At 41.3% G+C, this 21,521-nt stretch carries 29 protein-coding genes; all 29 read right to left on the bottom strand.

The window, feature by feature from the left end:
- Positions 1 to 7: 7 nt before the first annotated feature.
- The 29 genes from NST56_RS06835 to NST56_RS06695 all read right to left on the bottom strand — a co-directional run bounded on the left by NST56_RS06835 (position 8) and on the right by NST56_RS06695 (position 21,432).
- A complete protein-coding gene (locus NST56_RS06835; protein WP_015715399.1) occupies positions 8 to 562 on the bottom strand; it encodes a LysM domain-containing protein in 555 nt (184 codons plus the stop codon).
- Positions 563 to 5,257, bottom strand: a complete 4,695-nt coding sequence (locus NST56_RS06830) for a transglycosylase SLT domain-containing protein (RefSeq protein WP_339180921.1) — start codon at positions 5,255 to 5,257, stop codon at positions 563 to 565. It lies immediately after the preceding gene.
- Positions 5,258 to 5,415: 158 nt separating this feature from the next.
- Positions 5,416 to 5,712, bottom strand: a complete 297-nt coding sequence (locus tag NST56_RS06825; protein ID WP_017696627.1) for a hypothetical protein — start codon at positions 5,710 to 5,712, stop codon at positions 5,416 to 5,418.
- A gap of 97 nt (positions 5,713 to 5,809) precedes the next feature.
- Positions 5,810 to 6,205, bottom strand: coding sequence for a hypothetical protein (locus NST56_RS06820; protein ID WP_015715395.1), 396 nt, complete (start codon positions 6,203 to 6,205; stop codon positions 5,810 to 5,812).
- Between the two features lie 14 nt (positions 6,206 to 6,219).
- Positions 6,220 to 7,251, bottom strand: coding sequence for a DUF3383 family protein (locus NST56_RS06815; protein WP_339180917.1), 1,032 nt, complete (start codon positions 7,249 to 7,251; stop codon positions 6,220 to 6,222).
- A 5-nt stretch (positions 7,252 to 7,256) separates the two neighbouring features.
- Positions 7,257 to 7,727, bottom strand: coding sequence for a hypothetical protein (locus NST56_RS06810; RefSeq protein WP_339180915.1), 471 nt, complete (start codon positions 7,725 to 7,727; stop codon positions 7,257 to 7,259).
- Positions 7,684 to 8,073 (bottom strand): hypothetical protein, encoded by a 390-nt coding sequence (locus NST56_RS06805; protein ID WP_339180912.1) that lies wholly within the window; start codon positions 8,071 to 8,073, stop codon positions 7,684 to 7,686. Before NST56_RS06805 ends, NST56_RS06810 begins: the two co-directional genes overlap by 44 nt.
- The gene (locus tag NST56_RS06800; RefSeq protein WP_339180910.1) at positions 8,073 to 8,576 is read right to left on the bottom strand and encodes a hypothetical protein; all 504 of its coding nucleotides are present in this window, start codon (positions 8,574 to 8,576) and stop codon (positions 8,073 to 8,075) included. Before NST56_RS06800 ends, NST56_RS06805 begins: the two co-directional genes overlap by 1 nt.
- A 4-nt stretch (positions 8,577 to 8,580) precedes the next feature.
- Positions 8,581 to 8,916 carry a phage head-tail connector protein gene (locus NST56_RS06795; RefSeq protein ID WP_144527349.1) on the bottom strand — a complete coding sequence of 112 codons (336 nt, stop codon included), beginning with the start codon at positions 8,914 to 8,916 and terminating at the stop codon, positions 8,581 to 8,583.
- 14 nt (positions 8,917 to 8,930) lie between these two features.
- Positions 8,931 to 9,809 carry a phage minor head protein gene (locus NST56_RS06790; RefSeq protein WP_095713567.1) on the bottom strand — a complete coding sequence of 293 codons (879 nt, stop codon included), beginning with the start codon at positions 9,807 to 9,809 and terminating at the stop codon, positions 8,931 to 8,933.
- Between the two features lie 11 nt (positions 9,810 to 9,820).
- Positions 9,821 to 9,985 (bottom strand): hypothetical protein, encoded by a 165-nt coding sequence (locus tag NST56_RS06785; RefSeq protein WP_176471074.1) that lies wholly within the window; start codon positions 9,983 to 9,985, stop codon positions 9,821 to 9,823.
- A gap of 14 nt (positions 9,986 to 9,999) precedes the next feature.
- Positions 10,000 to 10,860 carry a P22 phage major capsid protein family protein gene (locus tag NST56_RS06780; protein WP_095713568.1) on the bottom strand — a complete coding sequence of 287 codons (861 nt, stop codon included), beginning with the start codon at positions 10,858 to 10,860 and terminating at the stop codon, positions 10,000 to 10,002.
- 14 nt (positions 10,861 to 10,874) lie between these two features.
- Entirely contained in the window at positions 10,875 to 11,594 is a 720-nt protein-coding gene (locus NST56_RS06775) for a DUF4355 domain-containing protein (protein ID WP_095713569.1), read from the bottom strand.
- Positions 11,595 to 11,736: 142 nt separating this feature from the next.
- Positions 11,737 to 13,134 carry a phage portal protein gene (locus tag NST56_RS06770; protein ID WP_095713570.1) on the bottom strand — a complete coding sequence of 466 codons (1,398 nt, stop codon included), beginning with the start codon at positions 13,132 to 13,134 and terminating at the stop codon, positions 11,737 to 11,739.
- 11 nt (positions 13,135 to 13,145) lie between these two features.
- On the bottom strand, positions 13,146 to 14,384 hold the full coding sequence (locus tag NST56_RS06765; protein WP_095713571.1) for a PBSX family phage terminase large subunit: 1,239 nt from the start codon (positions 14,382 to 14,384) through the stop codon (positions 13,146 to 13,148).
- A complete protein-coding gene (gene terS, locus NST56_RS06760; protein ID WP_339180901.1) occupies positions 14,377 to 15,108 on the bottom strand; it encodes a phage terminase small subunit in 732 nt (243 codons plus the stop codon). The genes NST56_RS06765 and terS overlap by 8 nt, the downstream gene beginning before the upstream one ends.
- Positions 15,109 to 15,272: 164 nt before the next feature.
- Complete coding sequence (locus NST56_RS06755) at positions 15,273 to 15,839, bottom strand: cysteine hydrolase family protein (RefSeq protein WP_339180898.1); 567 nt, start codon at positions 15,837 to 15,839, stop codon at positions 15,273 to 15,275.
- Between the two features lie 243 nt (positions 15,840 to 16,082).
- Positions 16,083 to 16,640 (bottom strand): hypothetical protein, encoded by a 558-nt coding sequence (locus NST56_RS06750; RefSeq protein ID WP_339180895.1) that lies wholly within the window; start codon positions 16,638 to 16,640, stop codon positions 16,083 to 16,085.
- Positions 16,641 to 16,660: 20 nt separating this feature from the next.
- Positions 16,661 to 17,578, bottom strand: coding sequence for a Kiwa anti-phage protein KwaB-like domain-containing protein (locus tag NST56_RS06745; RefSeq protein ID WP_339180893.1), 918 nt, complete (start codon positions 17,576 to 17,578; stop codon positions 16,661 to 16,663).
- A 134-nt stretch (positions 17,579 to 17,712) separates the two neighbouring features.
- Positions 17,713 to 17,925 carry a helix-turn-helix domain-containing protein gene (locus NST56_RS06740; protein WP_339180890.1) on the bottom strand — a complete coding sequence of 71 codons (213 nt, stop codon included), beginning with the start codon at positions 17,923 to 17,925 and terminating at the stop codon, positions 17,713 to 17,715.
- A gap of 538 nt (positions 17,926 to 18,463) precedes the next feature.
- Positions 18,464 to 18,979: a sigma-70 family RNA polymerase sigma factor gene (locus NST56_RS06735; RefSeq protein WP_041336224.1), complete on the bottom strand. Its 516-nt coding sequence runs from the start codon at positions 18,977 to 18,979 to the stop codon at positions 18,464 to 18,466.
- Positions 18,980 to 18,992: 13 nt separating this feature from the next.
- Positions 18,993 to 19,121 carry a hypothetical protein gene (locus NST56_RS06730; protein ID WP_041344252.1) on the bottom strand — a complete coding sequence of 43 codons (129 nt, stop codon included), beginning with the start codon at positions 19,119 to 19,121 and terminating at the stop codon, positions 18,993 to 18,995.
- 129 nt (positions 19,122 to 19,250) lie between these two features.
- Positions 19,251 to 19,691: a hypothetical protein gene (locus NST56_RS06725; protein WP_213419264.1), complete on the bottom strand. Its 441-nt coding sequence runs from the start codon at positions 19,689 to 19,691 to the stop codon at positions 19,251 to 19,253.
- A 49-nt stretch (positions 19,692 to 19,740) separates the two neighbouring features.
- Positions 19,741 to 19,971, bottom strand: a complete 231-nt coding sequence (locus tag NST56_RS06720; RefSeq protein ID WP_339180883.1) for a hypothetical protein — start codon at positions 19,969 to 19,971, stop codon at positions 19,741 to 19,743.
- The gene (locus tag NST56_RS06715) at positions 19,968 to 20,144 is read right to left on the bottom strand and encodes a hypothetical protein (RefSeq protein WP_339180881.1); all 177 of its coding nucleotides are present in this window, start codon (positions 20,142 to 20,144) and stop codon (positions 19,968 to 19,970) included. The genes NST56_RS06720 and NST56_RS06715 overlap by 4 nt, the downstream gene beginning before the upstream one ends.
- A 29-nt stretch (positions 20,145 to 20,173) precedes the next feature.
- Positions 20,174 to 20,518, bottom strand: coding sequence for a hypothetical protein (locus tag NST56_RS06710; protein WP_339180878.1), 345 nt, complete (start codon positions 20,516 to 20,518; stop codon positions 20,174 to 20,176).
- Entirely contained in the window at positions 20,505 to 20,879 is a 375-nt protein-coding gene (locus tag NST56_RS06705; protein WP_339180875.1) for a hypothetical protein, read from the bottom strand. The genes NST56_RS06710 and NST56_RS06705 overlap by 14 nt, the downstream gene beginning before the upstream one ends.
- Positions 20,876 to 21,304 (bottom strand): YopX family protein, encoded by a 429-nt coding sequence (locus NST56_RS06700; RefSeq protein ID WP_339180873.1) that lies wholly within the window; start codon positions 21,302 to 21,304, stop codon positions 20,876 to 20,878. Before NST56_RS06700 ends, NST56_RS06705 begins: the two co-directional genes overlap by 4 nt.
- A complete protein-coding gene (locus NST56_RS06695) occupies positions 21,301 to 21,432 on the bottom strand; it encodes a hypothetical protein (RefSeq protein ID WP_339180870.1) in 132 nt (43 codons plus the stop codon). Before NST56_RS06695 ends, NST56_RS06700 begins: the two co-directional genes overlap by 4 nt.
- Positions 21,433 to 21,521: the final 89 nt, after the last annotated feature.

Here is a 21,521-nt window from a genome sequence, read left to right as displayed (position 1 = left end):
CCCTCCTTCATCTGATCCTCATTTTGACCCCTATCGGAATTCTTCGGTCCGGCCACGGATTCAGCCGACGCAAAGCATTTACTGTGGTGCCGTATTTTCGAGCGCAGCCCCAATAAGTGTCACCCTTCTTGACCTTGTGGTATAGCTTGCTGGATTTTTTTGTTTTCTTCTTGCTGGCTTTCTTCTTTTTTCCGGCTGTTTTCACTTTCTTTTTGACCCACGGGCTTTTTGCAATACGGATTTCTTGCAACTCAATTGAAATAGCGAAACCATTTGTGTAATCGCCTGTGTCGCGATCTATCTTTGTGATGATCACATTTTTAGCGACCTTACGGCCGGTATAAGTCAAAAGAGTGCCGGCATAAGCCTGCTTTTTCAGATATTCATAATCACTATTTGCTGTTTTGCCTAATAAATAGCCAGAGACTGTTGTCGTCTCTGGCTTTCTTTGTACATGGTCCGTGATCGGGACCCCTTTTTCAACGGGATATGAAGTAACCTCCACATCCGCGCCGTCAGATTCCTTTTCGTTTACAAGATTAATCTTTCCGAGCTTCGCCAATTAATAAGCCCCCTCTGGTGGATAAAGCGACTTCAGCATGTCGAAAACTTCGTCAAATGTTTCAGTTACAACCTTTTTCACCTTGGTTTCTGTCCCTTCACTGCCGCCCTCAACTTTTACATTGATCGACGGGTTAAACGTGATATTGACAGATGAACTGCTCGAGCTTGTAGCAGCCTTTTCTGGTGTGTACCCAGTATCCGCGCCAAGCTCCCGACCGAGTGCAGCATACATTCCGAGTGATTGGTTTCTGTATCGTGGCTCAGTGGTGATGACATATTCTCTAAAGCCGTTTTCACCAAGCGCAGCGACTTGTGGGCTGTTAATGACTCCGCCTGTCGCATAACCTCTATACGGGCCACCATGTGCCATAGACACAAGGCCAGGATGTTTCAAGATGCCGCCGTATCTGCTGTTCAAATAATTGATAGCAGCAAGGATCTGGTCGACTGGATTTTTAATGTTTCCGTGACCCGGTTCCTTGTTGGCGTTAAACGTGCTTGGAATGAACTGCATAAGCCCTTGAGACGGGTGCCCGGCTTTCCAGTTTGAATCCCATCTGTTCACAACATTAGGATTTCCGCCTGACTCTTTCATGGCAATGGTTTCAAGTGCGCCAGCATATTCAGAGCCAAGGCCCTTGATTGATAGCGCTTGAGCCACCCACTTTTTGACGGCTTTTGAGCCGCCGCCAGAAAAGCTTTCAGCGTAACTGGACATTTTGCCTTTAACAAAACCAACGGCTTTATCTTTAACAAAATTAAAAGCTCCTTTTGCAAGATCGCCGAACGATCCGGACATAGAAGGAGCTTTGACACCCATATTTTCCAAGACCTTCGTTAACAGTTTGGATGGATGGCCAACATAATCAAATACATCGAGAGCTATGTCTTTGGCTTTTTTCACCACGTGTTTTGCCCCGTCTATTGCTGATGTGGCTTTGTCTTTGACCCAACCCAAAGCACCTGAGATACCTCCGCCAACATTTCCACTACCGTATGCAGGGAGAGCCGACAAAGCAGCCCTTGTCTGTTTTGCAGATAACACCTCAGTGCCTTTCGGAAGGTTCATCAGTGTATCATTTGCAGGGCTGAGTCCCACATGACCCGATGGAGTACGATACATTTCGGGACCAGCGTTTGCCCCTTTACCGTCCCCAAGTATCGCCGGGCCTCCTGGGTGCCCTCCGGTTCCGTGTGCATATTTAGGTACTTCCCATTTAGGGATATGCTTATCTTTCAAACCGATCTTATCAAGGACCCAGTTCACTCCGCCGATTACACCATTTACACCTTTTCCGAGTGCACCAGCAAGTTTGTTCGCTAAGCTAGTCACGCCAGACGTGGCCTTATGGGCCATATTCTTGATACCATCGCCGATTTTACCCGGTAGAGCCTTGGCAGCATCGACAATATCCCAAAACTTATCAGTGACCTTCTTCCACAGACTGTGTGCCAAATCACCGACTTTTGTTCTGATATAAGTCCATCCTTTGATAATTCCATCTGCTGCGTTAGACACCAGCTTTTTCACCATACCAACAGCACTAGAGAAAATCTGCTTCACACCGTCCCACATCATGCGGAAATTCCCAGTGAATAAGCCTTTGAAAATCTTCACGATCCCCATAATAATGCCAATTGCACCCTGTATGATCGCAATGATACTTTTTAGGGCAACTTGAATTATTGAGAGTACAACCGGGAACACAGCAGTCACGATATTTAGGATGAAACGGATCGCCGGAATAACAACAGTTGTGATGATATTCGCCACAAGTCGCAAAAGAGAAACAACAATCGGAAGTACCGCTTGTATGATTTGCATGATCTGTGGGAATACCTGCTGCACGACTTGAATCAAGATAGGAAGTGCCGCTTGTGCCAACTGTAAAATGATTGTTGCCGCCACAGTAAGCAATTGTGCCACGATTGGAAGAACAGCCATGATGACCTGTTTAATAATCGGGAACACTTGCTGTACCGCTGATAAAATTAACGGCAGCACTTGAACCGCTATTTGTCCGATGGATGAACCTAATAGCTGAATCAATTGCAAAACAATCGGAAGAGCTTGTTGTACAATACTCAGGATCAACGGGAATGCAAGTTGAATCATCTGGACCAAAATCGGTAAGGCATTTTGCACAATTGAAACAAGGATTCCCGAGAAACTGCCTATCAATTGAATAATGATTGGCAGGACCGCATTAATTACGCTCAGAATAACCGGAAAAATTGTCTGGAAGCCTTGAACAAGTAACGGCAGTATGCTGCTTGCTATTTGCAAGACACTTGTCCATAAAGTACCTGACAGCTGCATCCAAGCTGAAAGCAATTGCTGAATCAGTGGCAGGATTTGTGGACCGATTGTCTGGAACGTTTGCGAGATAGCTGCAGCAAATAAAACAAGCGTGCCGCCTATTTGAACGAAAGCCTGCTGAAGTTGTCCAGCCAGCTGCTGAAACTGTGGTGTCAATTGAGTGACCAACTGCCCGAAAGACTGTTGAATCGTGTTGATGATTGGCTGCAATGCCTGAAAAACAGTCATAAGAACAGATTGTACCGATGTCCATGCTGTCTTTAAGGCCTGGCTTACATTTTGGTTTGTTTGTTGCATGCGATACAAGGCACCGGCAACACTCAAAATAGCACCGACAGCCACACCGATAGGCCCTGACACTCCGAGGAATGCAAGCCCTATCGCCGCGACAAACGGAGCAACTAGAGAAACCATTCCTTTAAAGCTGGATAGACCGACTTTCAACTGCTCCATGAAACCTGTTACGATTCCATTTAACCCGTCTGACAGCCCTTTCCCGAAGAAATCTGAGATTGTCTTTCCAGCATTATGAATGAAGCCTGACACGGTTTTCACAGCCGTTTTGTAAGCCGACTCAATACCAGCTACTAATTGAGGGTGTGATTCACCGAGACGATCCCACAGTTTTAAGGACTCGGATTGCATCTTATGAATAGCCGTGATAGCCACTTTTTGCGCGTCCTTAAAACCTTTCATGAAGGCAGGCTTTAGACCCTCAGCTTCTTTGATCATCGTATGGAAAGCACCGACAACCGCCGATTTCCCCATGTCAGCAAAGCGTTTCATCGCGTCTGTCGCTGGCTTGAATCTCTCTTGAAGCTTATCGAAATTCTTGTACAGCAAATAAATGCCGGTTACAAGGAGAACGATGGCCCCAGCTACGACATACACCGTGCCCGACATAGCTGCCAGCCCGGTTACAACTGGACCAATGAACATCCACAAACTGCTGAGAGCTCCAAGGAAACCATTCACTAACCCTACCCCTATCGCTAATGGCGATAAAAGTAGGGTTAAAACAGGGATGAGAAGCATAAATCCTTGGATCATTTTGGAGAGTACAGGGTGTGCCTCATTAAACTGAATGATCAGTTTTGCAACGGCTGTAATGCCCTTGTATATCGCCATCGCAAATGCCGCAAACACTTCGATTGCTGGCTGAATGGCTTTCAGTAGTGTACTGCACATCTCTTCCCATGCCTTTGAATAGCCGGGAACTGTTTGTGTTGCCGCTTTATGAAGCCCTTGAAACATGAAAAAGTTTGTAAAAGCCGCGCCCAGTGCCACCATTTGAAAACGCATATAACCCTGAGTAATCATCATTGTCATATCGTTAAGCTCTTTCATGTTGGCAGTAGGCCCGAGCATTTTCAGAGCCAAATGTGCAGCAGTCCCCTGCTTCGCCATGTTCTCAAGCGTATTTGATACGGCAAGACCCGCTTTATTGACTTGATATAACGGGTTTCCCATTCGGTCATAGTTGGCCGCGATCTTCTCTGATTGAGTAGACCGGGCCATTAGTGTTCCGACAGTCTGCAGCATGCTCATGCGCATCATTTTGTTGTTTTTCATCATGTTGTCTGTGACTTGTTTGTGAGCTCTTCCCAGCCTGTACACTTCATCCATAAACTGCTGATTGGTGCCAGACCAGCTGTCCATCTGGTTTCCTAACTGAAAGAAACCATACTGAGCCCGGATCATTTCATTCCGGAAACCTGACATATTGTATCGTTCATTGTTCCATGCCTGCCGCATCTCGTTCATCATTCGGATTGTGTCTTCTTCCAAACCATGAGTTGAACCGCGCAAAAAGTCCATTTCACGGCCATACTGCCGCACACCCCTATAATCTGGGGCCGGGACAGCTATCGCTGCCACGTTATTTTGAACACTTTGTGTGTTCTGCGTAACGTTTGTGCTTGGTGCAGGTGTACCAATGCGACTCATATCAACGTTATTCAAATTCTCTCTGAGCCTATCAATCTGATTATTTGTATTTGTGATTGATGTCTGATCAATATTTATACTCACTTCAGACGGTAGATTCTGAATAAGCCGGCTTGTCTCTTGTACCTGATTATTCAGATGACTCATACGGGAGGTAACTAAGTCGATTTGAGGCCCTAGCTGTTCTATCGTTTGACTGGCAGTTTGTAGCGATGAGTTATCCAGAATCATACTCATATGGATGTCTCTAAATTGCCGCTGTTGCCTTTGCACCTGAGCCATCCGTGTACGCATCTGTGAAAAACTGCCGCCAGCATCGCCGACATGATCAACGAGTCTATCTATTTGCTGATTTGCTCTTTCTAGAGGGGAGGTATCAACGTTTAATTCAACGTCAATATGCGTACTTCTTAATGCTTCTGACAACGTTCATACCCCCTCATTTCTTTTTATTCCTCTTGTTTTCTTGCTCAATATGGATATCGAGGGCTGCGTTTGCTTCAAGTAGAGTGTCGAGATCCATCGCCGCGACCTCCGAGAAGGAGAACTTCTCAGACATCACGAGCCGATACATAGGCCAGTTGTCACTCGCCTTCTTTTTGTAGAACTGTTTCGGCTTCGGTTTCGGCGCTAAGAAAGGTTTGAACCTCTTTCATCAGCTCAAGGAAACCAGGTTTTTTATCAAAATAGTCATAGCTTACTTTCGGTTCAACAACTACTTCTTTCATGTACAGTTCATACAGTTTGGCAGACGAAAACATCCCTGTATTGATATTGATAGCTTCATCGTTAAATTCAATTGAACGACGTGTTCCCGGGTGTTGAAGAGTGTACTCAGTTCCTTGGATAGTTACTTTCTTTTGTTTACCGAATTTTGACATAGGTTTTCCCTCCGCTTGTTTAGTTTGCATATATTGAAAAGCAGCCCTATTGGACTGCTTCTTTGCGTTTGATTTCTTCTTTTTTGCCATAGCTTAATTACTGTTCCAATACTGTATAGTCAAAGACTTGAATCTCGAACTCACGATCTCCAATCTCGTCACTGAATTCAGCGTCAGCAGGCTTTTTGACCATCGCTTCTGTTCCACCGATTTTTTCCTGTCCACCAGTAACCCAGATCGGGAAAGTTTGGGCTGTATTTGCCAGTTTGTTTAGGTACGGCACGAATGGCGACCCCATGGAAAGAGTCAGTGTGATTGTTCCAAGTGGATTGTTTTTCGTTGCAACACTGACATCACCCTTGGCACTGACTTTCGTCGAGAACTTTTCTTCATCTTTGGAACACGAAACCATTGTACCCTCGGAATAACCCGTTACGATTTTCCCGTCAATGTTCGTGTTGACTTCATTTGCATCATAAACGTATGCTGCCATTGTTTAGATCCTCCTTAAATTGAGATTTCACCAGTGATTTCAGCAGAATGAACCGCGCCAGCCAGCTCAAAAGTAAATGACAAGCCGTCGTATACACGATTTTTTCTGTTTTCATCTGTGATTTGATCACGGGTTTTAGTGCTGATTGAATATACTGGCTGCCCGTCTGCATCTTCAGCAACGATGCCATTTGCAAAGGCTGTTTGCAGAACGTTTGTGACCTGTACACTCAGCAATGAAAAACCAGCATTCGAGAACGGGATTTTGCCGTTGTTTGAGAATGCTGATTGAATAGAGGTTTCAATATTCAATTTCACCCAGTCTTTGCCGTGCAGCACGTCGATATATTCCCCGGATGCAGTAATGCCCTCGGATGTCTCGTTGTGGCCCGCTTTGGTTACATAAGCAATAGCCCCTTCTGTGTGCAGTTTCTTCAACTCGTCAGCTTTAATATCTTGAGGCGTGATACCTACGATATTTTTAAACTTCCAAGTTACCGAGCCCACCGTATGAGAAGCAACCGAACCAACAAGGCCAGCGTCCGGATGCTCGTCATTTAACGGGTGATAGAAAACGATTGTCCGGTCCTTGCCTTTGTAAGAAGCAACTTCTTCACGGTCAGTAACCTGTAAAACTACGAATTTATATGACTTTTCTTCCATCGCTTTTGCCGCTTCCATTCTTTCATCCGCTGTCGCATCAGCAAGGATCAAGAAATGCCAGTCATTATCGAAATACTCGTCAAACGCATTCCGAATGGAGAACGTTGCTTGTGTAGTCGCTCCTTCCTCTGGTGTTTCTGTGCTGCCTCCATAAGTACCGATGGCAACCTTTGACGGTGCATTGTCACCCTGAGCAAAGATAGCCGCAGCCTTTTTATATGCTGCTGTGGTTTCCGCATAGTCTGCCTTAATAGCTTCTAATGAGCCATATTCTTTATATGTGTTGTGGCCGTCTACCTTCGCAAGAATCAGAGGTGTTCCCAATCCTTTAAGGCTGGACGGTTTCACTAAGTCAATTTTGACTGTAACGTCACTAAGTGGCATATGAATTACCCTCCTGTATTTTCAATTCGTACAGAGTCAAAAACCTCTGCATTTGCTTCTCCATGAGTGACACGCGTTCTAAAGCGCGTATCAAAGCCGTGACGGCGTTCTGTGTCGATCGTGATAAATGTATCTCGATTACCGAAACCGTCGTTCCTGACCCACGCCAGCCCACTATCATGAAGTTTTTGACGCGCTTCAGCTGTTTTGAAGTACGCTGCTGTTTGTTGAGCAAGGGAAATGGCCTCAATATGGCTGTTTGAAACCCATGTAAAAGAGAAAACAAGCTCGATGTCTTCCGTTAACACTCCCTGTTCTTCAATGCCTCTATGTTGGGGCAAATACGGGGACGTCACGGTATATGTGCAAAAAGGATAGACAGGTTGTTTCCCTGTACCATTTGCAACGATAACGACATGGCCTGTTTTCTCTCTAATCAGTCCCAAGACTGTTTGTATTATGCAGTTGTAGTCCATCTGAATTGATCACCGCCTTTAAGATATAGCTGTTGAAATCGGCATACGTCCCATAAGGCGTCATTGCTTCAACATCAAAGGTGGCACCATTAAAAAGCACTTGAGCTTTCAGAGGTATTTCCTTCTGAATAAATAGCTGCCTGTCCATAGATGTAAGTCGGCCGCCAGATTGATAGATCAATTGAGACTGTAAAGGAACTATTGCCCCTCTTTCGTCTGACTTCGTCGGTTTCGGTGGCACCCATTCGCCGAGATCATCGTATGAGCCTTCTTCAGATGGAATAAGCAATGTAAAATCAACGCTGTACCGCTTGATCAGATCAGAAAAAATGAAATGATTACCCATCAGCTTTCAACCTCGTAATCCATTGAACCAATCATTTCCCCGGTATCGACCAATGGATTTGAAGAACCCTTCTCCTCAGTTGTGAATGGATGGTTTGCCGGGTTCCGCAAGTCTCGTGCATACACTTGAAGCCGCCCTTTCGCAAGCAGGCCCACTGTTTCCATGATGTCATTCATTGAATCGCCATTCTCTAACGCTCTATTGACCAGATCCTCTACCTTTTGAACGATCTCTTCCTCGTTCTCGTCCCACCCAGCACGGATGAAAGAACGCTCCGGAATGTTGATATATTGAGTTTCTTTCTTGAGGTACAGCCCTTTTGCAGCAAGATAGTTCCTCATTCGATCAGTTACAGCAATACGGCAGCCAAATTCGTGAACAGCCGCGATCATCTGCCGCTCACTGTCCAGGATTCCGACTTTCACCTTACCGACGGAACCGAGGTTTCTTATGACTTCTGGAATACGGTTGCTATCTCGTACCCGAATGTTTCTATGTGCCATTTGATCACCTCAGTGGTTTAAAACGAATTTTTTTGTAAGGCCGAAAAAAATCAAACGCAGGCTTATACCTTATGTCATCCGCCGTGTAAGTCTTGCTCATTCCGCCAATTGATTCAGACTGAACACCTTTCGGGCTGTCCCGATCAATTTCAATCATGAGAGCAATCCCTTTCTTCACAGGGCCTGGTAATGATTCAACCCCATCTGGCCCGATAAAAGAGTTATTGCACTCCTCCTTAACGAAAGAAATCGCGTCTGCAAGGTCTATTTGTAGCTTTGCATCCTGGGATGTGTCATCAGCTGGAATCCCTAACCTGACTTTTAATTCTGCCAAGTCCATTTCTCTCATTCCTTTCAAAGAACCGGTTCATATGTCGCAAAGCATCGGCAATTAATATCATTTGGTGGATCACCGCTTTGCCCCGGCGCTTCTGCTGTTACATGTACACCATTTTTATTGATGCCAAGATCAAACAACTGATTGACCATGCGTTCCTGCCCTTCTAAATGGACATGATCCGCATGTTTTGTCTCACGAACTCTTTCATCACCAACGTTGTGCCAGATTTTTTTCATGTTGATGCCCCGCGACTGAGCTTTTTTAGCAGCGTCGAGCATTGCCTTTTCCCTTGTGCGATGCATTTCAGTATTTGCAATGCGCTTTGATCGGTTGTAACTCAGGCCGACATCAGTCTGCAGCTCCTTCGCTATCTGAGCAAAGCGTTTCCGCTCAATAAAACCGCGTTCGATTGTCTTGTTAATCTGCTGTATTGTCTTTTTGCGATCAGTTTCAATGGCTTTGTCCATTTGTTTACTTTTAATAGCCCGCTGAACGTCTCCGGGAGCCCATTCAGCAGGCAAATTCAGCTGTTTCAGTGTTGCCTTTGGCCGCGCAAGTTTGATCCCTAACGTAGCCAGAACGCCAAGGATCAGCCAGCTGTAAGATGATTCGTAGGTTTCTTCGAGAAATTCTATAATCATAGCCTTGACCTTTGCTGAAAGATCACTAATTAACGAGGTGAGTTCCCGCTTTATACGGTTTAGATCACCGTGCCGATTAGCGTCAGCAAGTGTCGGTTCTTCGATTTGATCAAGCTTGACGAATAACGCAGTCAGCTTTGACAGCACATCTTTTGAAGCACGCTGAAAAAGCCGTTTGAGTTTCCGTAAGAATTCCTTGGTTTTACGGTTCAACGGCTTCAAAAGCTCTTTTTCAGTTTTTTCTTTATCCACCGCTTACCCTCCTACTCGTCAGCTTCTGCTTCTTTACCTACAGTTTTTTTACTGTTCTTTTCGGCTTTTTTAATGGGAGACTGCACTTTTTTAAATTTATCTTCCTTCAAAAGCTTATTGCCATGCTCTTCACCCACAAACCAAGTAGAATCAGTTTCAGTATTTTGAATCCACATAAAAAAATCCCTCCTTATTTCGGACGGGCTGCACTCAGAACGGCCAGCGCTTCCGGTCTAGTTACCTTTGCACCATACAGATGAAGTCCTTTAACTGCATCAGCAAAACGTTTTTCAGGACGGTAAGCCTCAACTTGAGCCGCTTGATCCGCATATGACCATGCAATATTATGACCGGCGATAATCTTATGATTTTCTGTTCCACCTTCCGGAGTGGATACTGGCGCGTTATTTGACTTTAGAATCAAGAATCCTGCAGCTTGTCCTACTACGCCGTTCATCAAACGATCTTCGGAAGACATGTTGCCAGCTTTAACAAAACGATCATCTTTCAGCATTAAACCTTCATACCATGGTGGAACAACCGCCCATCGCCCTTGTTCCGGGACATCCGCTTCATCCAGTTTTACTGACAAATCAACAAGATACTCATAAGCATCATTCTTTGTTGGTGTAACAACATTTGTATCACTACCGATCATATGAGCTGCGTTTACGTATTGAGAAGCAATAAACGAATCTGCTTTATTTTTAAGCGCGTATGCCGCCTCTTTCATAGCTTCATCCATTAATTTAGGGTTTTGCTGGATCTTGTCCACATCATCAATCTGGAAGTTGAAATATTTCATTTCGGTAATGACAAGTTTGCGTGATTGATCATCCAGTGTTTGTGGACTATCCATATCAGCATTTTTTGTGTAATCTCCTACACTTACTCGACCGATGTTGTTAATTGTTACTGAATCACCAAGGTTCTTGATTTCACCTTCATAATCTCTATTGATTACGCCCGGTTGTCCATAAACAAGGTTCTTTTGTAGGTTATAAAGTAGCCTTGCGCTCCAGAGTGTAGGAATAAAATTGTTTAATGCCATGTTTTTTCATCCTCCTATTTTCCTTTGTAAAACTCTTGAATTCGATCCCAGTTTTTATTGATTTCATCAGGTGTCATCTTTTCAATTGCCTCATGCGTTAATGGTGTTGGGGAGCCACCTGATGGTGGTGGTGTTGAACCACCTTGCTTGAACTGTTCATTTACAATGTTTTGCTGAAATGTTTTGAATGCTTCTGAAAGCACGCCAAGATTTTGTTCAGTTGCCGCTTCATCTTGTCCGATAAAAAAGTCCACCAAGTTGGTTGGCAATCCTTTTTCAGTAGCAATTGACAAAGCTTTATTCCTCAAAGTTTCGCGCACTTTCTCCTGCTCTAAGCTTTGAAATTTATCTTGCAGCTCACGTAATTGTTTTTGTTCTTCCGTTTCAGGCGGAAACCTTTTTGAGATCTCTTCTTCAAGTTTCTTCGGCAAGGTTTTTGATTCATAAGTCTTAATAGCATCTGTAACCCTGCTGTCTGAAAATGATTGCAGCCATTTTTTCCCCTGTTCGTTGTTCTCAACAAAATTACGTACAGCATCTAATGTTATTTCACTGCCGCCCAGCTGAGGTGTCGGTGACGGATTGTTTCCTGCATTACCGGAATCCTGATTACCTGCTGGATCAGCAGTAGAACCACCTTCTTCGCCTTCAGCGAAAAACTGCATATTTTTTAAGTGGAGTGGTAATCTTTCATTACTAAAAAACTTCAATGACTGTGCATTTAATTGTTTCATTCTGTATAGCCTCCTTGCCCTTATCAGTTGCCCTAGCCCCTAATAAGTACAAAAGTATTTCGGTTGCTCTTTAACGCCTACAACGCGAAAAAAAGGCATGAAAAAAGCCCCTCAAGAAGTGAGTTGCTGTACTTTATATATTTTATTTTTGTAATCCGTAATCTTCGTGTTGTTCCTGTTCTTCAATGTAGTTTCCCTCAAGATCATAGGCATCTCGTTCCGCTGCCATTCTTTCAAGCTCAAAACGCACATCATCAACGAAGGATAATAGAGCCAGTCGTGTTTCTTCACTAACTTGCCCTTTGAGTTGCGCAGACGCTTGAGCCTCTTCAAGAATATTTACAGGTAAATTCCTTTTGAATTGAAACCAAAGTTTCAAATACCCATTTTTGTCTGCAAGGATCTTCTTGTCCCATGCTGAGCAAAGAATTTTATACTGATACCGGAATGCTGCTGTCATTTTGCGTTCCATTGTAATTGCTTTATGCTCTAAGGCCATAAGTTTGTAACGCATAGCAACACCCGTTATAGTTCCACCAAATGAGCCATCTGAGAAATTGACCGTCTTTGCGAAACGAAGAATGTTTTCTTCCAACCGGTTCAAATGATTTTCAATCATAGTATCGTTGATTTCCTTGGTTAGAAATTTCACATCGCCATTTTCGTCAAATACTTCAAAAACACCGCTTTTTTTCAGATTCTCCATATCTTCCTCATCCAGTGAAGCCCCTTTTACAATCAGATAAGCAAGACGAAACTGCTCAATCTCATTAGAAGCATCAGAAAGAGTTCGATCATATGCATCAATTAGAGAAATAACCTTTTCTGTGTCGCCTTTCAGTTCTTTGTTATTAGGCACACCAAACAAAGGGCAGCCGTCAAACATGTGCGGTTTTCGTTCGATCAATTGATAAAGCTCTTTATCTGACGACTTGAAAGAATAAATGTACGTAGCATCATAGAAATCGGCCCGATATGATGTTACTTTCGTTTCACCGGACCACTCAAACACTTGATAATAACGCAACCCAAATGTCGGCTCTGTAATGTCGTCAGAAGCAAGAATAATAGCTTCCCAAGGATCAACATTGCGTAGCCGCTCATTACCTTCCTCATCAACATAAAGTAACCGGGCACCGTATCCACATATAGAAGCTGTTTTCCCTAGTTCAGAATCAGAGTCCTCAATGTTATTTCTAGTATTGAATGTACTGACCAATTCCTTGAGAGCTACATCTTCGGTTTCATAGGTGATTGGGTGACCAAACATATACCCTGTTTTTGTATCTATGATTTCGGAATCAAAAGAGTTGTTCAATTTATTATTGACCTTGTCATCGATCCGCTTTACTGCTTCATTACCAATACCATCATAGTCAATTAACTTTCTTGTAAGAATAGGAACACCAGAGGGATCAGCCTTGTATCGTGCATATAGCTTGATCATTTTGTCCCTAATGGGTCGATGCTCCTCAATCATCAGCTTAATGATATTTCCATTGATACCATTCTGCTGAATAAGATTTATGAATTCTTTCATGGTTTCATCTCCTACAATCGCACGCGCTTTTTGATTGGCTCCATGCTATACCGAAGCGCATCAATGAAATGGTTATACTCATCTATAGGCTTATTGATAAGCTTGCCGTCTTTGTTTTTGTCCCACACATAGTTACTAAATTCCATTGCAGCATTCGAACATTTCGGATGAATAAAGATGGTGAACTGCTGCAGGAACTGGATGCCTGCTTTAATGCTGTCAGGCCCCTTCTCAGCCGGCTTGATCTTCTTTAAGCCGTATTTACGGAGCTCTGCAATACTTTTTTGCTCAGCTGAATCAGCGATAATCAGTTCTTTTCTGTAACCCATATCAGTGATAGTTTCTGCTATCTCGTTATTTAAGAGCCCCGGCTTATACATTTCATCAAATATATAAAGCTCTCGGTTTTTAATATCCACTAATGAACACGCCAGAGCAGATGGATCAGTTGTAAACCCAAAGTCCAAACCGAAAGCCGATTTGATACCTTCACGCTTCGCTATCTCAAAACGATCAAAGGCAAATTCACGCCAGTTCGTAAAGATTGCACCTTCTGCAATCCCCCATTCGCCCAAACCTTCAATTTTGTAACGCCGGAGATTGTTCTTTTTCATCCAGTCAAATAGCTGCCTGTCATCATCACCTAGAAATTCATTGCATTTGTAATTCGTAGTGAGAGCCAAAATATTGTTGTCTTGAACATCAAAAAAACGCCGCTTCAACCAGTGTTTTTCATTCCACGGGTTAAATGACAGCGTTATTTGCTTAAAATATCCGGGTGGCAATTCACCCCGAATACTCATATCAACTTTGTTAAAATCGTCTTCGTTTAATATCTGATATGCTTCCTCAAACCAAGCCCAGCAGAGGTACCCTACATCAACTGTGATTGAAGTTACACTCATTGGATCGTCTAAACCACGAAACAAAATCTTCTGTCCTGTCGGCTTGTATCTGATCTCCAATGGGCTTTTAGTCCATTCCCATAGGTGTTCAACTTTAAGGCGTCTAATAGCCCATTTAAGCTGAGCATATGTTGAATCTTTATGATCTTTGAAAACCTTCCTCACAACAAGCGTATTTGCTTGAGGGAATTGCATCATGCGGTAAATAATGTTCAGTGCAGTTGTGGTGGATTTTTTAGAACCACGGCCGCCCTTTACCACACGATAACGACCTTCATAATTCCAGAAGGTTTTATAACCGCCGCCAACAATCTCTTTTAAACTGACGCGTACAGTATTAATCATCTAAATCATTCACTATCTCAACTTTTATATCAGCGCCACCATTTTTAACAACTGCTCTTGTTTTCTCGATATTCAAGCGCATTTGCTCCAATTTAAGGCGCCGCTCGTCTGTTTCGTGAGCCAGCTGGTCAAACTGTTTGATCAAACCCCTTAGCTCTCCCATTGCCCGAGATTGGGCATTCAAGAATGTAGCATGACGATCCCAAGCAAATTGTATTTCAAGTTCTTCTTCAGCAATGGACTTTTCAAAATACTCGTTGCCATCTTCGTCCTCTTGAGGTTGATAAACGTATTTCGCTTTTTTCAGCTCTTTTGCAAGGTCGTCTTTATTCTGTACAAACATAATGCGCTGCGCCCGGATAATAGCTGCATATTGAATCTGTATCTGATCCCATATCATATCAGCAGGCGACCGCTCCTGAATCTCTTCCATGATTTCAAGCGTCTCTTCTGGCAGGAATTTAGAGAAAAAGCCGTGAGTCACAGCGTTTTGATTCCTCTGTGGGGCGCCGCCGTTGTTCCCGACTGCATTTTTGTTGCCAGGTTGCCCGCCTTTTTTTGTGTGCACACTTTTTTCAATGGGTGCACCCTTTTTCCTTTCCCAACCATGCCGCTGCTTCCACGATTTGATTGTGTTCACTGACACCTCGTATTTCTCGGCAAGGTCCTTGTATTTCATGCCTTTGACGTAATCCTTATACGCCTGAATGTGCTTTTCGGCCATCTACATTCACCGCCGCCCCCTTCTGATTCGTGTTGTTTTGGAATAAAAAACGCCTTTCACTTAAGTGAGTTAGGCGTTGGTACTTAATAGTTATATTAGTGATTCAATTAAAAAGCGCCTTCCCTACTGGAAAAGCGCCTGCCGATATTGTGTCATAATTTTAATCAGTGAGTTTTTATAAAATCAGTTATTAATTGTTCTGTTGTTAATATTGTGGCAAACTCATCGTGCAATGTGGCTATAGATACATTATGGATAGTATTCGCATCATAATATCTATCATTCTGATCCTTCATACCAAACGCTGCTGTTGCATCAGAAATCAGATATGTATCAAATCCTAAATTGCCACTCATTCTTGTTGTTGTTGATACACAGTGAGGCGTAGTCAAACCAGTTATTACTACAGTTGTTATTTCGTTTAATTTTAAGAATTCTTCTAAATTAGTACCAATAAAACTACTATTTACTTTCTTGGTTATAATTACTTCTTCATCCATAGGTTTAACTATTTCCTTTATAGCAAACCCCTGATTCTTTGGATGAAATAAAGATTGAGGTTTATCAGAAGTGTGTTGTATGTATACTACTGTCCAACCTTTTTCTCTCCATAATTGTAGTATCTTTCTAATGTTTTCTTCCGCCTCTAGGTTATTTCGTTCCCCCCATTTTTTATCATCAAAGGCCTTTTGTACATCCACAATTATTAAAGCTTTTTTCTTTTCTCCCACAAGATAACCTCCTAAGTTGAATTTCTTATTTATTACTACATTTTAAATACTGATTTTACTTTTGTACAATGGGTTCAATGATAAATTTCAAATAACATCCTCCGTACCGGGAAAGCGTTCGAATATATTCCCTCTAAACCACCCCCGTGCTCAAGCCGTTAACCGCCAATTGTCTATCCTGAGACTTACCGGAAGCAGTTTACAAAAAATATAAAACGTCCTCTCATTTTGAAAGGACGTCAATTATTGTTTTCTTATAAGATATATTTTATAACTCAATAATCTGCACCTAAGGTTATCATTTTCACAATTTTTAAGATCATAAAAATTATAATTAGTTATTAATATAATTTCATTGTCAGCTTTGTATATGTTATATCCAAAGAATAAAAACAGTGGGTTTAAATAAACGAGACCATTTTTCACATAAAGAAAACCAATCAATAAAAATAATCCGGCGTTTACAATTAAGCTATTTGTTTCGTGTATCTCTATAGATAATAAAGGCAACAGGTATGTGACCACATAATTTAACAAATGATCTTCAGTTTTATTTATCCCCTTAAAAGAATGAACCTCGTTAAGACGTGCTTTAACGATAAAGAGTAAGGAAACAATTGATATTATTATTAAAAGAAAAATAACAATCCAAAATGAACCTGCGTTCAAATCCTTGAATTTAAAAATTTCTCTTATTTCTCTAATAGTAGGTATATCTTTATAATTACTCATAATCAACAATACATATAGTGGAAAAAAAGAAGATATATATAAACCTATTCTAGGTAATACTTTAATCACTTTTTCACCACCTTATCCGTTTATACTCCCTCATCAACGCCCTTGGCTCCAGTTATAACTGTCTCATAAAAGGAATCTCTTATTAGTCTTGTGATATCCATTAGCTGGCTTTTATCCTCATAGATCAATGCAGTATTTCCTTCTTCAAACTCAATTTCCAGTTCAAAAATATCTACAACTTTGATTACATTCTCGAAATTTTCAAAACACTGATTTATTCTTTGTTCCTCATTCAAGATTTTTGTTAATGCCCTCGTAACACGTTTATCAGCTAAACAATCTTCCTTAAACTGGTCAAAATTTGTTATTCTTTGAGCTCTTTCAACGATGTTAAGTGTCTCAGTTGCTTTTTCAGTATACTGGTCGTATATAGAAAATATTCTTTCTAAGGATATATGATTTAATATTAGGATATCATCATTAAAAATAATAATATCTAAATTTTCATCAATTCCTAGTAAGTTGGGTTCAAGCTTTTCAAAATCACCATCTGCTATTCTTCCAATAAGACCATGTTTAAGCCGGTTAAATTTTGTAACTCTCCTAAATGTCCACAAATCACCGTAGTTCTGTATATTAATTTTCAGGATATAAAAATTAAATTTCCCAATTTCTTTTGATGTAATATTCCCTCTTTTTACGATCTCTTCGTCTACGCTATCCATAATTTCTTTGTAGCTATTTACTTCCTGCACGGTTGTAGTTTCTATTGTTTCATCTATGACTCCTATTGGACTAAACTCTCTCTGCTCTGTATCCCTCACTCTGTTTAATGCATTTAAAACAATTTCCTTTAGATTCTTCTGCAGACCAACAGAAATACCCGGAGAGTAAGAAGTATAACGACCACTTTGCTTCTTTCTTGTAAAATAAAGTCGAATACTTATCTCGTCATCCGAGGTATTATTTAATATAGTAATCAATTCTTGAATATTCACATTCATTCCCCCCACCTTATTATCGGCTACATGGGTTTTGAATGGAACTATCTGCAAAATTTGTCGAACGAAAGCACTATTCATAAATAGGTGGCAATCGTAAGACAAAAAAGCACCCCTTTATCTGCGGGTGCTCATTTCTTCCTATGCTTTTGGAATTCCAATATATCCTCTTTTATAAATAACCTGTCCCTTGGCATTTCTTTAACCGGTTCAAGTTGACCGGTTTTAATTAGCTGATTGAGATATTGACGAGTAAAGCCCAATATTTCAATCGCTTCACTTGTATTAACGATCTCATCATTCAAAAACTTTTTAATTGCATCACGCTCTTTAAGGCTGTACACCAAGCATCATCCTCTTTTTTCACGATATTTTTGGTAAAGGAAAATTGATTTCTCCACAATTGAAACAGCAAACAAAATAATTATGCATATATCTAAAGTGGTCTTTAATGAACCGGCTGCGACATGCTGCCGAACAAATAACATGTATCCCAAAGCAAGAAGGACAAAAATATCAGTTGATGTTCTGAGTTTTTCCATTTGTTGAAAGTGGCTGCTTTCATCGTTATATAATTATTTGTGTCACTTATGTTATACTTGGAGCAAGGGAGAAGCTCTACCTTCTCCCTCGGCTCAAAATCATCTGCGCTTTCTTGGTCGTCTGCGTCTTTTGATTTTGGGCTTTTTTGTTTTAAGCTTTTCTCTTATGATAAGAACTTTTTCAAAGATAGTGAGTGCTGTAAGTATGATGCCCAGTATCACTGCTATTTCAGCCACTTTCGTTCCCCCCTTTCTATACTTTAATTATATATGATTACTTTACTCACGTCAAGTTAATTTAGAGAATTATTTTCCTGTTTTCTCATAAAAAACAACCTATTCATGCTAAACAGAATAGGCTGTGTTCTGCTCTATTTTTCATTTTCAAACGGGAACGCTCAATGTTTTTCTGTACTGTTCCTTTTTTAATGTCTAGCAGCTGGGCGATCTCTTCAAAAGACATGTTTTGCACTGTGTGCATGATGAAAATGTCCTTTTCTCTTTCAGTAAGGACAGAAAGGGCATCGGCAATTCTTTCTTTGTCCCAATCACTTACCTCTCCTTCTGGCTCCTGATTGATCGCATATTCTTCTGGCATTGCATCAATGATACGAGGATCAGCAAGAATCGTTCTTTGGTAGACGTCCCTTCTGTCAGCTCCCCGACGCGCTCCTGGTTGTCTTCCGTTCTGCAGCCATTCGAGAGTGAATTCAATATCGCTGATCATACTGCCAATGATTTTCTTATCGTTCTTTTGTTCTGCTGTCATTTCATTTTCTGGTGTTTCCGAGAATGCCCGGTACATCTTTCTCGCTTCTTTTAACGCTCTTTTGTATTCAATGATTAAGTCCTGCATGTTTATCCTCCTCTTATTTACGCTTAAAAGCGCCGCCTTTGCCACGTCTGAGTGTTTGCATGTTTGTGTTCATCATTGATTGCCAGAAACGATCTGAGCGCTCCTGTTGCTTCTGTGATGGCTTCTTTTTGGACTGTTTCATGTATCATCACTCCTTTCACCGTTAGTAATCGCGATAGACATCCAGATAGTTGCGAAATAAAAAACGGACACCGAACAAACAGCGCAATGCTGTAAGTTCAGTGTCCGCAGGCTTTCCGTCTTGGACCATTTATTTAGTTATCATCCCTAATTCCTTTCTAATTGAATTAAATTTTTCTGTTACATGTTTATAAAGTTTGTTATCTTCATCAACTTTTGATGGATTAGAATAACCCATTTTGGCCATATCATCTAATTTCGTTGAATCATCAAAAAGATCATTTACTAAATGTATTAATTCTTCTGTGCAATATTCAGGAAAGTTATCAACAAAACCTTTTATCTGAGTAATTTGTTCATGGTTTAAACCGTCGTATCCTTTTGGTGTATATAATTCTTTCGTAACTATTTTATATATAGGTGTATAAATTTTGCTCAATGCTTCTTCTTTGTATTTTACTGATGCATTTTCATTACGTATTTTCTTTTCTTTTAGATATGTTGCGAAATTTGCAAAGAGCGCTGATAAAATTGCAGTTAACGCTATAGTAAAAAATTGTGCCCAGCTCATAATAAACCCCTTTTTAGGTATTATTATACTAGACTCTTTATTATATTTTCTATATTTTAAAGAATTTGCTGGTATCAACTTTGCGTCTATATTTAGTTTTTAAAATCTCAACTAAATAAAACAAACCAGCAAAAATATTTAAAATAGGAATAAATACAATCACAGCATCTGAAATATTGGGTGATATGCTTTTGAAAGCAATTTGATGCCCTACCTTTGTCATTAACCAAGCAAATGGTATAGATGCCAAATATAGAACTATAACAAGCACTAAAATCATTTGTCTTCCCTCTTCTCTATATACCTATCAATATCCTTAAAGTAAGCCGCAGCTGTAAATGAAATGATTGCCCCGATCAAAGCAAGGTTCGCTTTCATGTCCGGCCTGTAATCGTGTTGGAAATATATCCAGAATCCGCATCCCATCAGCAGAAACAGTATCCTGAGAATCATAAGTTACTCCCCATCACTCCGCGCCCTCCTTATTCGGTAAATGTTTCACTTTTCCATCCGCAACGGCATTTCATAGCCCACCAAGACGGGTATCCTTTTTTATCACGTCTTAAAAATTTCCCTGTTTTCGCAGACTTTTCAAACCCCAATGTCATTTCGCCATATTCAATAAGCTGAACATTCCCGCATTCCGGGCATTCTGTGTATTCGTCCTCCTCTTCATCTTCATCATTTACACCCACTAAAACATGAGGAAATTCTTCATGAGGATAATTTTTTAATGAAAACTCCATACATTCCCGTTCTATCCCTGTGAACAACGTGGCGTTATTTCTTGTATCAAAAACACGAGCTGGCTTTCTATTTATCTTCATCCTTCGCGCCCTCCTGATTCAAAATCATCTCTTTCAGATCATTCAATTCAACGACAAAATCATTGAATGCATCGTGCAACGGATTTTCCTCATGCGATATTGCATCTGCTCTTCTCTCATATACACTTATCAGCCTTTCAACTTCTTCAAATGGTGTTTTCAGCTTTTGAAAATTCTCTTTCACTACCGCTTCAATTAATGAATAGCGAGGAATGTTGTTTAAAGGGGAATATTCCATATTGCCAGTGTCTCCCCATATTCCATGAAAATGAATGATTTCAGAAATAATCACATCTTTATTTCCTATTCCTAACAATGTACAGAATGCATTGTACTGCTCAGCTGTCAATTTAAGCATCACTCTGCGCCCTCCAATAACTCAGGATTTCGATATACATCGCCGATGACTTGGTTTGTTGCTGTTTCAGAAAACAATGGTCGGCACTCTTCATTTTTCTCATTGACTATGCACCATGAGCCGTCAATCATTTTCACTTCGCCGATAAATTTTCCCGAACCGTACGGACTCCCTAACTCCGTTTCATCTTGCCTAACAATATCTCTTGCATAAATGCGGGCTTCTTCTTCGTGTTCATCTTTCCAAATATCAAATTGATCTGTCCCTTTCATGAGCGCCGCTTCATCATCATCACTAGATACAACACAACCGCCGCCGGAACTGTGCCATAAAAGCCAACTTCCGTCATTTTTTATAGTTAGACTTAAATGATCCTCATCCCAATAGTGCATCTGCTCGCCGTCCCAAACTCTGTATGCTGTGTTCATTTGTTTTCGTTCTCCTTTTCCTTTTCATAGGACTCAATTCGTTCGTTAACCAGATCCAAAACACTCGGCTGACCCTCGTTCAGCTTTTTGATCATCGCTTTCCAATTGTTATAGTCGATTTCGCTCACGCTATTTCCTCCTCAACGCCCATGCTGCAGCCGCATTTCGGGCAGCGTGCATCTGGGCGGATTTTTATATCTAATTCGTTGTGACCACA

It is taken from the genome of Bacillus sp. FSL R5-0560 (genome assembly GCF_037966305.1).
GTDB lineage: Bacteria > Bacillota > Bacilli > Bacillales > Bacillaceae > Bacillus > Bacillus mojavensis.
This window is presented reverse-complemented; position numbering and strand designations above follow the sequence as displayed.